The organism is Psychrobacillus sp. NPDC096623, assembly GCF_044762655.1.
In the GTDB taxonomy this organism is placed as follows: Bacteria; Bacillota; Bacilli; order Bacillales_A; family Planococcaceae; genus Psychrobacillus.
Genome location: NZ_JBIWER010000006.1, coordinates 97,834 through 112,297, shown reverse-complemented (window position 1 = coordinate 112,297; position 14,464 = coordinate 97,834). Strand labels below are relative to the sequence as shown.

Below are 14,464 nucleotides of genomic sequence, written 5' to 3'. Positions count from 1 at the left end.
ATGTTTATTTAATGGAATTTTTTCCAATTTCCATTGTAAGTGTGTGACTGCCGGTTGTTAACGATGACACGATACGCTTCGTATTGTTGCGAGTAACTTGAGCAGCAGGTGCAGCTATTGCTAAAGCAGCAATGACTTTCCCGTCTCGAAAAACAGGTAGTGCAATGCAGCGAACACCAACAATACGTTCTTCATCATCAAATGCATATCCATCCTCTCGGATAGCTTTTAAATGATATCGAAACAGCTGTGAATCCTCAAATGTGTTTTTAGTTACACGTTCAAGGGACAATTTTTCAAGTAACGACTCTAATTCTTCTTCTTGTAAATTTGCTAAAATCACTTTACCTAAAGCAGATTGATGTAATTTGGAGCGGTTGCCAATCTCTTCATCCGCAGATTCTAAAAATGGTTCATGCAGCACTTGAGCCATGACAAGATCAGTTCCATCCATTTTTCCCACATAGGTACTCATTTGTAACTGTTTTGCAATTTGATGAATGCTTTGCAAAGAGGTCCAGTCCATTGTAGAACGCCGCTCAAAGCTTTCACAAAACATTTTATGATTAATATAAAACTGATTTTGCAATTTATAAATATAGCCCATTTCCTCTAATGTTGCGAGTAAACGAAAGGCAGTTGATTTATTAAGAGAGAGTTCATCTGTAATTTTCTTCAGTGTAATACCCTGACTCTTCTTTACAAGTTCCAAAACGAGTAATCCTTTTTTCAATGTCGATACTTCATATTGTGTCATGTCTTCACCTCGGTCCCTAGTTAGTATAGAAGGTTACTAAAAGTAATTCAAAATATTTGCTTTGCGTTTCACTATTTGAAACTTATGTTAAGAATGAAATGGGATGAGAGTTCTTCTAACTAGGACTATAATGGTGTCGTCACTTAGTTAATTATCACCATATATGAAATTAACAATACCTTAACAATAAAATAGTATTCTAATCCACATCATCACCTAAAAAATTATAAGTCGTTCTCATGAATATTCTACTTCAACGTTCTTCTGAAAAAACATCCTTTTTCTACTCCTATGAAAATGATACAAATACTTTCCATATAAATACTCGTATAAAAAATGGGTTTAGAAGCACTTTAAAACAGTGCACATACTCACGTTAAATACAAAAAGGTTTGTATTATTCATTTTTAGGGCATTACATAAAAGGGGTTATGGAAAATGTATTTTGGAGGTAGAACATTGAAAATTAAAATGACGATATTAACATTATTACTTTTAAGTATGACTTTTTCTGCAGCAAGTGCAGAGGAACCGTTAGTGGATCCATTGAGTTTACCGGATGAAAATCTAAAAGATATGCTTGTCGGAAAGGAAGATTCACCAATTCTTCCTGAACAAACTATACATACGGTTAAAGAAGGGGACAACTTACACGACATTGCGGCTGCTAATAATATTTCAGTTGATTTGCTCATGGAGTGGAATGGATTGACCGATCACGTAATCTATCCAAAAGACCGATTAGTATTGAATAGTGAAACAGAGTTAGTTAAGCATCCAGATTCTATACCTCCGGAGGGACCAGGTAAAGAAATGATCGTCGAAGCAACTGCCTATACTGCTTATTGTTATGGCTGTATTGGAATAACAGCTTATGGAATCGACTTGAGATCTAATCCCGAAGAAAAAGTGATTGCAGTGGATCCAGCAGTTATTCCTCTCGGTACGAAAGTATGGGTAGAAGGCTATGGTGAAGCCGTTGCTGGAGACACAGGTGGTGCTATAAAAGGAAATCGAATTGATGTATTCATCCCAACTTATGACGGGGCTATTGAATGGGGCAGACAAGAGATAACACTGAAAATTTTAGAGTAATTTTCAGTGGTAAATAATGTGATATGAACACCATTTTTCCAAACAGATATTACTTGTTTGGGAGGATGGTTTCTTTTTATTTTATTCGAATGTTTGGTTTTGAAAGTTTTTGGGCAATACTGAGTCAAATTTAAAAGTGATTGAAAGATTGCTTGTAAGGAGGATTTAGTATTGAAAGCAAAAACATTGTTATTAACATTAATCGTAACTCTTTCCATGAGTTCGGTAACGTATGCAGCAGACGCTTTTTTAGTCGCCACGAGTGAGTCAAACAGCGAGACAGATTCTATTCTTTTTGATGATGCTTTAGATTTAGAAGTAGCTTATGATTTTTTAGAGGAGCCAACGACATACACTGTAGAAAAAGGTGATAATCTCTTTCGTATTGCTTTAGAGCATAATATTTCATTGGAATCGCTGATGAAGTGGAATAATATTCATGGGGAACTAATCTTCCCAGGTGATGTACTTAATGTTAGTGGGGAGGGAATCCCTGAAACTGTTAATAAGGTAGCAGCTGCATCTACTGTAGCTAGAAGCTCTCCACCTACGGAAGCATCTGAAGCACCCAAAATAACCGTATCGTCATCTATTAAAGAGCCGACAAGCTACGGCAAAGAAATGATTGTTACCGCTACGGCATATACAGCTTATTGTACGGGGTGCTCGGGAACGACCGCATACGGAATTGACTTGCGAGCCAACCCCAATCAAAAAGTAATTGCTGTAGATCCACGAGTGATTCCATTAGGCACAAAAGTGTGGGTAGAAGGCTATGGTGAAGCGATAGCTGGTGACACAGGAGGGGCTATTAAAGGAAATAAGATTGATGTTTTTATGCCTTCCTATGACAATGCAATTGCTTGGGGAGTCAAAGAAGTCAAAATTCGAGTGATTAACTAAACAAAAAATCCAGATCAGCATATATGTTGATCTGGATTTTTTTTGTATTTTAACCCTTTACTCATTTAATTTACTAAAGGGTTGAGAAGAGGTGGCGAATGTTGCATAATAAGGAAATTAATATTTATATTGTGGGAGCTGTTTATATGTCTATAAATGCGCAATTAAAAGGTAATCAACAGCAAGATGCTTATTTAGAAAACCGCGGTCGTCTTCTAGTAAAATGTCCTGATAAACCAGGAATTGTTTCTATACTATCAACCTTTTTGCATACACATCATTCCAATATTATTGAGTCTAGCCAATATTCTAGTAATCCAGAGAATGGAACATTTTTTATCCGAATTGCTTATCACTGTGAGGGATTAAATGAAAAAGCTATTCAAATGGAAAAGGATTTTGAACAAATTGCTGCAGTACATAATATGGAATTTAGCTTTCATTATCCGAAGGAGAGTACACGTTCAGCCATATTTGTTTCAAAGGAACCTCACTGCTTAATGGAGCTTTTATGGGAGTGGCAAAATGGGGATTTGGATACTGATATTGTCGTAGTCATCAGTAATCATGAATACGCGCGACCATTTGTTGAAGCATTAGGTATTCCATATTATTTTATCCCAACAAACAAAGATATTCGGAAACAAGTGGAAGCTGAACAAATTCGGCTAATGGAGGAATACAATGTAGATTTACTAATTCTTGCTCGCTACATGCAAATACTAACATCCGAGTTTGTGGACCATTTTGAAAATCGCATTATCAATATCCACCATTCATTCCTACCAGCGTTCATCGGAGCCGGTCCATACGAGCGCGCATACGAGCGAGGAGTAAAGCTAATTGGGGCTACTTCCCATTATGTAACGAATAATTTAGATGAAGGTCCTATTATCGAACAAGATGTGGAGCGGGTGGACCATCGAGATAACGTTGGGGAGTTAAAGAAAATTGGTCGCACCATTGAGCGTCGAGTATTAGCAAAGGCAGTGAAGTGGCATTTAGAAAATCGTATTATCGTTGAAGGGAACAAGACGATTGTGTTTCACTAAGTCAAAAGTTGGAATGCTCATATTGGTTGAATGCGCTAGTCAATCTGTATATAATGAACATAGAAACATAGACTATAAAGACTGGATACGCGAATATCCAGTCAGCAATTACAGACCGCAGAAAGAGCGGTTGGTCCAAGGTCAGAATAACCGTCAAACCTTTAGCTCAGGGGACGGTTATTTCTTTTTTACAAAGAAAATGATAATGGTCACTACTATGGAAAAGGTGGCTATCATTACAGCGCTAAGCTGGATCAACAAACTCATCATCTGGTATGTTGTCATGGCAACACCTCCTTAAGGAAAAGTGACCAACCGCCCACCCTGCTATGTAATTGCCAATTTATTATAACATAATAAGAACTAATGTTCTATTTTATTTGTTATTGTGATTCAAGATAGCTAAAATAGCTAATATAAGATTTCATGACTGCAAATTTTTTGAATAGGAAAAGCCCTAGCCGAGCACAATCGTTTCTCGGTTAGGGCTTTTATTAGATTTGAATCGGTTTCTTCGCACGTATATCTCCTAAAAAGAATTTTCCATATGGTATCATCTTTTGAATGGCGATAGATGCTATAATTGGTAAAATTAACCCAAGAGTCGTAAAGCCAATAATGCCGTATTGGAAATAATCGTTTAGGATAATATCGGTGAAAATATGCAAATACATGATGGCGATCGAGTGTTTTTCAATTTTTGCCAACCAGTCTAGCGATAGAATAGCAGTAATTCTTTGGAACAGACCAAGAATAACGATTATAAATGCAATCGGAATGACTAAGTCGAGCAGTAAATGATCGTATCGCAGAAACTTCATACTTAGATGATAATCAATAAATCCAAGTTTATCTGTTATTATTGCAGTAACTGCAACGATAAGAGCTCCTATCAGCCATGGACTCGTTATGTTCATCCAAACTGATTTAGCATAATAGCCAAGAGCGAAATAGACGATTGCCATTAGAACGACATCAAGATTCCAGAGCATAGGAATTGTTTGAGACGCTTCGTCTGGAGCACCGCTAATATATTGCATAGCGAAAATACTTTCTAAATGAGCAACTATATAGAAGACGATAAGCAATCCGATTTGCTTTATTCTACTTAAATATTTTGTCATCATCATGAATAATAAATATGTAAAGAATAATGTCGTAACGAACCAGAAAACTCCATACGCACCACGTGCGAAACGACCTGCAATCACTAATTTCCATAAATCCTGTAAGTACCAGGATAAGTCCAAGTTTCCTCCCGCAAGCTCCATTCCATAACGAACAGTTGTTATAGCTATTAGGAAAAACAAGTACGGTACCATTAGCTGTAAGAACCTTTTTTTAATAGAGGCCTTTGTGTCTTGCTCTTCTTTTAATTCTTTGAAAAATAGTCCGCTTAATAAGAAAAAAGCTGGCATATGAAACCAGTATATATAAGTGATGAAAGGGAAATTCAATTCACCTGGATAATGTCCGATTACTACTAAAATCATTAAGAATCCTTTTGTCACGTCAACCCATGTTAATCGTTTGTTAGCCATAAAACTTCCTCCAAAACATAATATCTATGTTTGTTTATCCGTTTTTGGGTAAATATAAACTTATAGTGTGTTTCAATTATATTACATATTATTAAAAGGAGTTTTGTTAAATGTTGGAAGTAATTTGTTTCGGGGATAGTATCACCGCTAGAAAAGAAGGCTACTCGACACCAATTTTAACGCATAAATTAGGTTCAAAAATGCCTAATTATAAATTTATCAATGCAGGAGTCTCTGGTAACACTACGGAGCAGGCGATGTTCCGTTTTAATAGAGACGTATTATCGAAGCGCCCCGATGCGGTGACTGTATTATTTGGCGCAAATGATTCGGCAACCCATAAATTTGTAGATTTAGAAACGTTTAAGCGTAATATTTCATTATTTGCAAAGCAAATCGGTCCAGAAAAAACGATATTAATCAGTCCTGCACCTGTAGATGAGGCTCTTCAACCGAATAGAACGAATGAACGTATGGAGCAATATGCACTCGCTGTTCAAGAGGTTGCGAAAGAAACTGGGAGTCATTTTATCGATTTCTTTCATATGTTATATTCACTACCAAACTATAAGGAGCTTTTGGTCGGTGAGAAGAATGATGGGTTGCATTTTGGTGAGCCTGCTTATGAAATGCTTTCGGATTTAATCGTGCAAAAAGTAGAGGAAATGGAAATTGAGGATGGGTTCTTCAAAAAACTAGTGGACCGATTGATGAGAGGCTAGTATTTTTCAAACGATTCTTGGAAAAGATAGAAGGAAGATACGAACAAGGAGTGAATTCATTTGCTACAGCTGCAAACGGAACTGGAAGGAAAGGAAATCGGTTTTGGAGATTTAAGAAGTCGAATTGATAGCCTTGGCTATACAATAGGTGGAAATTGGGATTACCATAAAGGCAGTTTTGATAATGTATTATGGCGAAATGAAGGTGAAACAATCTACTTGCGACTTCCATTCGAAGTAGTGCAGGGGGAGCTAGATAATTATGATGCGCAAATTAAGTTTCAAACGCCCTATGTCATCAAGCATGTTGTGAATATTGGCTTAGACGATGATGAGCATTCGCTTCTCACATCCACAGGCTTCAATCAATTCCAAGATCCAGTTGATAAGGATGGTCATATTGCAAACCAAAATAAATGGACTGCGGCTGGAGAGAAAGCTGTTGAGAAAATCGTACGATTAGTCCAATAAATGAAAGACCATTTTGCACAAACTGCGAAATGGTTTTTTTAATGAGTGAATTAATTCTTGTACTCCGAACTCAAATTTTCCAGTTTCCAATTGGAAGATCTATACAATGAAACTACTGATTTCCGTTTCAGGCGGGTGCTTTCCGCGAGCAGGCTTCAATCTCTTCGTGACTACGTTCCTGCAGAGTCGCCACCTTTCACTTCAATCAATTAATTAAGTGAGTAGTACTCAACTATTAGATAGAGCACAACCATCCAGCATCCTTAAAAATTCACTCGGTAATAATATAGCAAAATGTCTGTCCAAAGCCTTTTGAAAACGATAGAAACAGGTCTTGAACTTAAAGGGCCTTTCATCTGTATGCCTAGTTTTTCTTAGTGCGATAAGCTCTCTAAAGACCCCACACTTACAATATTTGCAGTATTTCATTATAATAGAAGCATTAGAGATGTAACTGGAAAGGAAAGCGACCGATGAAATATGAACGATTGATTAATTCGGAGCAAGAAACAAAGGCTCTGGCTGAGCAATTAGCAGCTTTACTATATGGCGGTGATGTACTGACGCTAGAAGGTGATTTAGGAGCGGGTAAAACGACATTCACCAAAAGTGTGGCGAAGGGATTGGGAATTACACGAAACGTGAACAGTCCAACGTTTACTATATTAAAGCAATATGAGGGCAGGCTACCGTTAAATCATTTAGATGTCTACCGACTAGCAGATAGTGATGAAGATCTGGGCTGGGACGAGCTATTCTACGGGGATGCGGTCAGCATTATTGAATGGGCCCATTTAATAGAAGAAGATCTGCCAACGGAACGATTGGCGATTCAAATTCTTCGTCTAGAAGGGGATGCTCGAAAATTTACGTTTATGCCTTTTGGCAAACGATATGAACAATTATGTGAGGAGCTTTTTGAATGATTTGGTTAGGAATAGATACATCACATACACCGCTTGCGGTAGCTATTGTAAAGGATGAGCAGGTACTTGCCTCGTTTCAATCATCGATGAAAATTACCCACTCGATTGGTACGATGCCAGCGATTGAAGAATTAATGGAAAAAGCAAATATCAAACCGAATGAAATAGATGCAATTGCTGTTGCGAAAGGACCCGGTTCTTATACAGGAGTCCGAATTGGAGTAACGATAGGAAAAACGCTCGCTTGGACATTAAATGTACCGATATATTCAGTATCGAGTTTACATTCACTTGCAGAGAATGCACCATATTTCCAAGGAGTTGTGTGTTCTATTATGGATGCACGACGTGGCAATGTATTTGCAGGAATTTATAGTAACGGTGAAGTAGTAAAAGAGGCGCATATGTCCTTAGTAGATTTACTGACAACTTTGGATAATTTGGAGCAGCCTGTTTTATTTGTCGGGTTGGACGTTTCGATTCACTGGGAGCAAATAAAAGAAGTACTTGGAGATAAAGTTCAACGAGTTAATGCGGCTTTCGATTTACCAAGTGCTGCTGTCTTAATAGAAATGGCGAAAAAAATGGAGCCTTCTGAAGTGCATACAGTAGTACCAGAGTATTTAAGAATTACCGAAGCAGAGGCAAACTGGATGAAAGAGCAGAAGAAAAATGGAAACTAATATAACTTACCGAAAAATGACGATAGCAGATATCGATCAAGTACTATTGATCGAACAGGAGGCTTTCGACACACCGTGGACGAGGGAAGCCTTTGAGCATGAAATGACGACAAATTTATATTCGCATTATCTGGTGGCAGAAACAGAGGCTAAAGAAATAATTGGTTACTGTGGTATGTGGGTAGTGATGGATGAAAGTCATATTACTAATGTGGCAGTAGCTGAACGAATGCGCGGATACAAAATTGGTGAGGGCCTGATGCGTGAAGCTATCCGTGTTGTAACAGAACAGGGTGTTGTACTCATGACACTAGAAGTTAGAGTATCAAATGATGTAGCAAAGAACTTATATCATAAACTTAACTTCCAAGATGGAGGCATACGGAAAAACTATTATTCAGACACCGGAGAGGATGCACTTGTGATGTGGGTGGAATTTAAATGATAAAAGATCAATATATATTAGGAATAGAAACTAGCTGTGATGAAACAGCGGCATCGATCGTGAAAAATGGACAAGAGATTATCTCCAATGTGGTTGCCTCTCAAATCGAAAGTCATAAACGATTTGGTGGAGTAGTGCCTGAAATTGCGTCGAGACATCATGTGGAGCAAATTACGATTGTCATCGAAGAGGCATTAAAACAAGCAGGAATGACACCGCAGGATATTGATGCAGTTGCAGTAACAGAAGGTCCAGGATTAGTAGGAGCCCTTTTAATAGGGATAAATGCAGCCAAAGCATTCGCTTTTGCACATGGACTTCCGCTAGTTGGCGTACATCATATCGCAGGACATATTTATGCAAATGGATTAGTGCAGAAGATGGAATTTCCACTGCTAGCGTTAGTCGTGTCTGGCGGACATACAGAGCTTGTATTGATGAAAGAAGACGGTATATTCGAGTTAATCGGAGAGACTAGAGATGATGCTGCGGGTGAAGCGTATGATAAAGTAGCACGTGTGTTGAATCTTCCTTACCCAGGTGGACCACATATCGATAAACTTGCTAACGAAAGTGATGAAGCATTGCAATTTCCTAGAGCATGGTTGGAAGAAGGGTCCTACGATTTTAGCTTCAGCGGATTAAAATCAGCAGTAATCAATTATCAGCATAATGCCGAGCAGCGAGGAGAAAAAATTAATCCTAACCATCTAGCTGCAGGATTCCAACAAAGTGTAGTAGAAGTTTTAACAGCAAAAACTGTTCGTGCAGCACGTGAATTTAACGTCAAGCAAGTCATTGCTGCAGGAGGAGTTGCTGCCAACAAAGGGCTTCGTAGTTCACTAGAGGAAGCTTTTATTAAAGAGAATATTCCTTTTAATGTGCCGCCAATCAAGTTATGTACAGACAATGCTGCCATGATTGCAGCCGCGGGAAATTCGAAATTTACAGCAGGACATAGAAGTAATATGTCGATGAATGGTAGACCAGGTTTAGAATTAGATAGTTGGAACTAAGCAAAGCGGAAGCGCCTATGGTTTGGAAGCCAATCTCAGCGCGCGACATCGTCGTGCTCCTAAGCAAAGCTCGTCGCAAAATAATAAACATTTCGCAACGACTGCTCAGGCGGTCTTGGCCCCGAAGTCTAGACAAATAAATATGGAGTTAATAGTATATACTTTCTAAAAATGAGATCCTCTTTTCTTCGACAAGAAAAGAGGATTTTTTATCATGTAATTTAGAAGTTGTCAATAGAGAACATTCGTACTTATGCACAATTTGTGGATAACATGTGTGTAACTTAACGATAGACTATATATAGTATCATTTTTATACACACCATTGTGTATAACTAGTTTTATAAATTGTGGACAATGTGGATAAACCTGTTGATAGATTGATATAACTCATTTTTTTATGTGAATAAATATGTGGAGAAAAATATCGGTGAAAAAGTACTTGACCAACATATATGTATACGATTCGACATAACAGTAAATAAAAGATGAAAACGCAAGAAGGATTAATGCTGAATTTGTAGAATTCTAAGTAATAAGTAAGAAAGTATCAGAATCGCCAATCAAATTTGCTAGGATTTGATTAAAGAAAATAAAAATAAGGTAGAAGATTACTTTTCAATTATTAGGGAGGAAACTTAGTGAAAATGTTATTTCAGTATAATTGGTTGGTTAGGGAAGAATGGTATCAGTGGTGTGAGAGATTAAGTGAAGAAGATCTGTTATGTAAGCGCACAGGGGGAGTAGGAAGTATTCTTGAAACCTTATTTCATATAGTTGATGTTGAATGGAGTTGGATTCGCATTTTACAGGATAAGCCTGATTTTCAGGAGAGTTTTGAAAATTATAGTACTCTGGAGAAAGTACGACAATTAGACGCTGAATTTAGATTAGAGGTCGAAGCCTTTGTGAACGACTGGAATGATAGCATGGGAAGTCGCATACTTTACGATACATTACCAGATGGAAGAATTGAACAGGATTCCTGGGGTGAGGTTATTCGACATGTAATTGCACATGAAATACACCATATCGGACAATTATCTATTTGGGCGAGGGAATTAGGAGAGAAACCGGTATCTGCTAATGTAATTGGTCGAGGCCTTGCAGATTCTGCAAAGAGTAAGTAGACTCTGACTTTAAAAAGGATAAAGAAAAGGTAGTGAAACCAAAAAACGAATTGGTTTCACTACCTATTTTCTTTAAGGTGTTATTTCTTCAAGCTGTTCCTGTAATTCTAACCATTCATTTGACAGGTCATCTTGCTTTTCTTTCCATTCATCCAATTCACGTTGCAGCTGTTGAACAGCTTCGTGATCTTGGAAAATTGCAGGGTCACATAGCTTTTCTTCAATCGTTGCAATTTCTGCATCAATCGTTGGAATCTTACTTTCTAATTCCTCTAGCTGGCGTCGAAGCTGGCGTTCTTTTTTCTTGGCTTCTTTATCAATAGTAGATGTGTTCACTTTCGTCACTATCGTATTTTCAACGACGGTATTTTCTAAAGCGAGCTCTTCCATTTCTTCCTTTTTCTCTAAATAATAGTCGTAATCTCCAAGGAATAGTGTTGCATCATCGCTTGCTAATTCAATTACCTTGGTTGCAATTCGGTTAATGAAGTATCGGTCATGGGAGACGAATATAATTGTTCCTGGAAAATCGAGCAAGGCATTTTCGAGAACCTCTTTACTATCTAAGTCTAGATGGTTAGTAGGCTCATCGAGTACAAGAGTATTCGCTTTTAAAAGCATTAGCTTTGCAAGTGCGAGTCTTGCTTTTTCACCACCAGATAATGTTGATACCGTTTTTTGTACATCGTCTCCTGTAAACAAGAAACGACCTAATACAGTACGGACATCTCTTTCATTCATCAATGGCCACTCGTCCCATAGTTCTTGAAGGGCAGTTTTGTTTCCAGTTAAAGCAGCTTGTTCCTGGTCATAGTATCCAAACTGGACATTCGTTCCGTACTGAATTTTACCTCCAGCAGCATCCAACTGTTTCATAATGGTCTTTAGTAAAGTAGATTTTCCGACCCCGTTTGGTCCAACAAGTGCGATTCGATCCTGCTTGTATACGGAGAACGATATATTAGATGAGACGGTCTTGTTTGGATAACCGACTGCGATTTCCTCAAGGCGCAACACGTCATTGCCACTAGGTCGATCAATCGTAAATCCGAATGAGGCGGATTTCTCATCGCCGTCTGGGGACTCCATCCAATCCGTTTTTTCGATAACCTTACGTCTAGATTGAGCCATTTTAGTAGTAGAGGCACGAGCAAGATTTTTACTAACAAAATCCTCTAGCTTCGCTTTTTCCTCTTGCTGTTTTTCATATTTCTTTCTATCTAACTCGTAGTTTTTTGCTTTTTGCGTTAAGTAGGAGCTGTAGTTGCCCACGTATCTTGCTACATTATGACGAGATACTTCGTACACAAAGTTGACTACCTGATCTAAAAAGTATCGGTCATGCGAGACGATAAGCACTGCGCCGTTATAATTTTTTAAATAGTTTTCCAAAAAGCTTAACGTTTGAATGTCCAAATGGTTGGTAGGCTCATCGAGAATCAGTAAGTCTGGCTTACTTAATAGCATTTTTGCAAGTGCTAATCTCGTTTTTTGTCCTCCCGATAATGCTTGGACAGGCTTGTCGTAATCATCTGGGAAAAACTGCATCCCGTGTAAGATAGAGCGGATATCTGATTCGAAGCGATAACCACCAGCTTCCTTAAAGGCTAACTGTAATTCATCATAAGTTGCAGCCACTCGTGCATAAGCTTCGGAATCTTCATATATAACAGGGTCTGCCATCTGTGATTCCAAGGCACGGAGCTCTTTTTCAGAGTTAATGAGATGACTAAAAATCGTCTTCATTTCCTCCCAGATAGTCAGCTTGGATTCGAGTCCTGCATGCTGTTCTAAATAACCAAGACGAATATTTTTGGGCATAATGATTTCGCCTGAATCGTACGACATTTCACCTGCTATTATTTTAAGTAAAGTGGATTTTCCGGCGCCATTTCTACCAACAAGGGCTACCCGGTCTCGGTCCTGAACCTCTAGCTTTACATTAGTTAATATATCTTCACCGTTAAAGGATTTTGTTATTTGATTGACTTGTAAAACAATCACAATTATTCGCACCTCAATTCTATCCTAAGTGTAATAGATAGGGCTTGTTGTTGCAACGCCATAGCTTTACAATGATAGAAATGTCTAGTAAGATAAAAACGATTTGTTTGACTAAACTAGGAGGATTTTTATGAAACCTGAAATACCGAGAATTCCTCAAGCTACTACAAAAAGACTTCCATTATATTATAGATTTTTACAAAGCTTTCATAATGCTGGACATAAACGAGTTTCCTCACAGGAACTGAGTGAAGCGATGAAAATTGATTCCGCAACTATTAGAAGAGATTTCTCTCATTTTGGTGCGCTTGGGAAAAAGGGGTACGGTTATGACGTTCCAACTCTACTTGAGTTTTTCCGTAAAACACTCGATCAGGATGAGGCTGCAAATGTGGCTCTTATTGGTGTTGGTAGTTTGGGAAATGCTTTTCTAAAGTATAATTTCCAAAAAAACCACAACACAAAAATTGTCGTTGCATTTGATACTAAGGCTCCTGTTGAAGGTACTACTATAAGTGATATACCGGTGTATCATTCGAGTGTGATGCTTGAAAAGCTAGAGGAATTTGGAATTGAACTAGTTATTTTCACTTTGCCAAGTCGATCTGCACAGCAAGTAGCCGATCAGCTAGAGTCCTCATCTATTAAAGGGATATTAAACTTTACGCCAATTCGTATTCAAACAAAAGACGCTATCCGCGTGCATACAATCGATCTTTCTGTTGAACTACAAACCCTTATCTATTTAATAAGAAACGAACATGCTGAATAATGTAAAAAGCCTTTGACCACATTGCTAGATGGTCAAAGGCTTTTATTAAGGAAAAAATATTATCTGCATATTTGAATATTGTTCAAAAAATTTCTGAATATCTTCCCCATAAAATTGAACAAGTACAACAAATCCATTTAATAGCATATGAGAGATAATAGATGCAATGATTCGCTTCGTCTTGTAATAAATAAAGGAGAATATAAATCCAGATACTGCATATAGTAGGATGTGCGTAAAGTCAAAGTGTATAATGGCGAATACAATCGCACTGACAGAAGCAGCTACAAAGAAATTCGTTTTTGGAAGTAGTGTTCCGAAAATGATACGACGAAAAATGAGTTCCTCTAGTATAGGAGCAAATAGGACAATAGAAAATATAGCAAATGGTACTGCTTGGGCGATTTCTATAAACTGGGTTGTATTTTCTGAGCCCGGATCCACACCAAATTTAAGCTCAATACTTGCCGCAAACCCCTGACCAAAAAGTACTAGAAAAAATCCGACAATTCCCCAACCAATCGTTTGTAGAGTGGGGGTTGAGTTACCTTTTAACGGCTTCAAGTAAGTATTGTCTTTTCGGATGATTAGCAGGGTGATTACCGTGGCAATTGCCATGCTAAGAAATACCCACCAACCAGAAATATTAAGTGCGGGATCTTCCACACCTTTTGTTTCAAAAAAATTATAAAGGAACGGCAAGATTGGCACCAGCACAGCTCCAGATAACTGCATAATGCAGTAAACGATTAAAATGTAGATACCGGTTTTTTGTTGTTTCATGAACAGTTTAAGTCCTCTCTCTTTGTAGCTTCTTCTTTCATTGTATCGGAAATAGGAAATAAAAGAAAAAGATACCTTCTCACTTGCAAAATGTTCTGTGATTAATTATTATTATAAGTGTGTTAGCACTCAAAGAGTAAGAGTGCTAATAATATTAAATTTTA

15 protein-coding genes are annotated in these 14,464 nt (G+C 37.8%); 11 read left to right on the top strand and 4 right to left on the bottom strand.

Translation table 11 applies throughout. The features are described from left to right. Positions 1-4 precede the first annotated feature (4 nt). On the bottom strand, positions 5-757 hold the full coding sequence (locus ACIQX2_RS15675) for an IclR family transcriptional regulator (RefSeq protein ID WP_402852410.1): 753 nt from the start codon (positions 755-757) through the stop codon (positions 5-7). Positions 758-1,216: 459 nt separating this feature from the next. Between ACIQX2_RS15675 and ACIQX2_RS15670 the strand changes: the two genes are divergently transcribed. From ACIQX2_RS15670 to purU, 3 genes are all read left to right on the top strand, one after another. Then, positions 1,217-1,852 carry a 3D domain-containing protein gene (locus tag ACIQX2_RS15670; RefSeq protein WP_402852408.1) on the top strand — a complete coding sequence of 212 codons (636 nt, stop codon included), beginning with the start codon at positions 1,217-1,219 and terminating at the stop codon, positions 1,850-1,852. 171 nt (positions 1,853-2,023) lie between these two features. Next, complete coding sequence (locus ACIQX2_RS15665) at positions 2,024-2,755, top strand: 3D domain-containing protein (protein WP_402852405.1); 732 nt, start codon at positions 2,024-2,026, stop codon at positions 2,753-2,755. A 146-nt stretch (positions 2,756-2,901) separates the two neighbouring features. After that, positions 2,902-3,807, top strand: coding sequence for a formyltetrahydrofolate deformylase (gene purU, locus ACIQX2_RS15660; RefSeq protein WP_402852761.1), 906 nt, complete (start codon positions 2,902-2,904; stop codon positions 3,805-3,807). Between the two features lie 494 nt (positions 3,808-4,301). Here the strand turns inward: purU and ACIQX2_RS15655 are convergent, their stop codons facing one another. Next, the gene (locus ACIQX2_RS15655) at positions 4,302-5,348 is read right to left on the bottom strand and encodes an acyltransferase family protein (RefSeq protein ID WP_402852402.1); all 1,047 of its coding nucleotides are present in this window, start codon (positions 5,346-5,348) and stop codon (positions 4,302-4,304) included. Positions 5,349-5,458: 110 nt separating this feature from the next. Between ACIQX2_RS15655 and ACIQX2_RS15650 the strand changes: the two genes are divergently transcribed. The 7 genes from ACIQX2_RS15650 (at position 5,459) to ACIQX2_RS15620 (ending at position 10,741) form a co-directional block, all read left to right on the top strand. Next, positions 5,459-6,070, top strand: a complete 612-nt coding sequence (locus ACIQX2_RS15650) for a GDSL-type esterase/lipase family protein (RefSeq protein ID WP_402852399.1) — start codon at positions 5,459-5,461, stop codon at positions 6,068-6,070. 60 nt (positions 6,071-6,130) lie between these two features. Next, positions 6,131-6,541 carry a YugN family protein gene (locus ACIQX2_RS15645; RefSeq protein ID WP_402852396.1) on the top strand — a complete coding sequence of 137 codons (411 nt, stop codon included), beginning with the start codon at positions 6,131-6,133 and terminating at the stop codon, positions 6,539-6,541. A 473-nt stretch (positions 6,542-7,014) separates the two neighbouring features. Continuing rightward, positions 7,015-7,467, top strand: coding sequence for a tRNA (adenosine(37)-N6)-threonylcarbamoyltransferase complex ATPase subunit type 1 TsaE (tsaE, locus tag ACIQX2_RS15640; RefSeq protein ID WP_402852393.1), 453 nt, complete (start codon positions 7,015-7,017; stop codon positions 7,465-7,467). Then, the gene (tsaB, locus tag ACIQX2_RS15635) at positions 7,464-8,150 is read left to right on the top strand and encodes a tRNA (adenosine(37)-N6)-threonylcarbamoyltransferase complex dimerization subunit type 1 TsaB (RefSeq protein WP_402852390.1); all 687 of its coding nucleotides are present in this window, start codon (positions 7,464-7,466) and stop codon (positions 8,148-8,150) included. The genes tsaE and tsaB overlap by 4 nt, the downstream gene beginning before the upstream one ends. Further along, positions 8,140-8,595 carry a ribosomal protein S18-alanine N-acetyltransferase gene (gene rimI, locus ACIQX2_RS15630; protein ID WP_402852387.1) on the top strand — a complete coding sequence of 152 codons (456 nt, stop codon included), beginning with the start codon at positions 8,140-8,142 and terminating at the stop codon, positions 8,593-8,595. The genes tsaB and rimI overlap by 11 nt, the downstream gene beginning before the upstream one ends. Continuing rightward, positions 8,592-9,611: a tRNA (adenosine(37)-N6)-threonylcarbamoyltransferase complex transferase subunit TsaD gene (gene tsaD, locus ACIQX2_RS15625; RefSeq protein ID WP_402852384.1), complete on the top strand. Its 1,020-nt coding sequence runs from the start codon at positions 8,592-8,594 to the stop codon at positions 9,609-9,611. Before rimI ends, tsaD begins: the two co-directional genes overlap by 4 nt. Before the next feature lie 641 nt (positions 9,612-10,252). Continuing rightward, on the top strand, positions 10,253-10,741 hold the full coding sequence (locus ACIQX2_RS15620; protein ID WP_402852381.1) for a DinB family protein: 489 nt from the start codon (positions 10,253-10,255) through the stop codon (positions 10,739-10,741). A gap of 72 nt (positions 10,742-10,813) precedes the next feature. On the opposite strand, the gene ACIQX2_RS15615 is transcribed toward ACIQX2_RS15620, so the two are convergent. Further along, the gene (locus ACIQX2_RS15615) at positions 10,814-12,745 is read right to left on the bottom strand and encodes an ABC-F family ATP-binding cassette domain-containing protein (RefSeq protein WP_402852378.1); all 1,932 of its coding nucleotides are present in this window, start codon (positions 12,743-12,745) and stop codon (positions 10,814-10,816) included. Positions 12,746-12,875: 130 nt separating this feature from the next. Between ACIQX2_RS15615 and ACIQX2_RS15610 the strand changes: the two genes are divergently transcribed. Then, positions 12,876-13,517 (top strand): redox-sensing transcriptional repressor Rex, encoded by a 642-nt coding sequence (locus ACIQX2_RS15610; protein WP_402852375.1) that lies wholly within the window; start codon positions 12,876-12,878, stop codon positions 13,515-13,517. A 45-nt stretch (positions 13,518-13,562) separates the two neighbouring features. Here ACIQX2_RS15610 and ACIQX2_RS15605 read toward each other — a convergent pair whose 3' ends face one another. Further along, positions 13,563-14,300: a CPBP family intramembrane glutamic endopeptidase gene (locus ACIQX2_RS15605; protein ID WP_402852372.1), complete on the bottom strand. Its 738-nt coding sequence runs from the start codon at positions 14,298-14,300 to the stop codon at positions 13,563-13,565. Positions 14,301-14,464 lie beyond the last annotated feature (164 nt).

Bases quoted from the DNA above. Each gene is read 5' to 3' on its own strand.
- ACIQX2_RS15675 (WP_402852410.1), bottom strand. From the start codon at position 757: ATGACACAATATGAAGTATCGACATTGAAAAAAGGATTACTCGTTTTG.
- purU (WP_402852761.1), top strand. From the start codon at position 2,902: ATGTCTATAAATGCGCAATTAAAAGGTAATCAACAGCAAGATGCTTAT.
- ACIQX2_RS15655 (WP_402852402.1), bottom strand. From the start codon at position 5,348: ATGGCTAACAAACGATTAACATGGGTTGACGTGACAAAAGGATTCTTA.
- ACIQX2_RS15650 (WP_402852399.1), top strand. From the start codon at position 5,459: ATGTTGGAAGTAATTTGTTTCGGGGATAGTATCACCGCTAGAAAAGAA.
- tsaE (WP_402852393.1), top strand. From the start codon at position 7,015: ATGAAATATGAACGATTGATTAATTCGGAGCAAGAAACAAAGGCTCTG.
- tsaB (WP_402852390.1), top strand. From the start codon at position 7,464: ATGATTTGGTTAGGAATAGATACATCACATACACCGCTTGCGGTAGCT.
- rimI (WP_402852387.1), top strand. From the start codon at position 8,140: ATGGAAACTAATATAACTTACCGAAAAATGACGATAGCAGATATCGAT.
- tsaD (WP_402852384.1), top strand. From the start codon at position 8,592: ATGATAAAAGATCAATATATATTAGGAATAGAAACTAGCTGTGATGAA.
- ACIQX2_RS15610 (WP_402852375.1), top strand. From the start codon at position 12,876: ATGAAACCTGAAATACCGAGAATTCCTCAAGCTACTACAAAAAGACTT.
- ACIQX2_RS15605 (WP_402852372.1), bottom strand. From the start codon at position 14,300: ATGAAACAACAAAAAACCGGTATCTACATTTTAATCGTTTACTGCATT.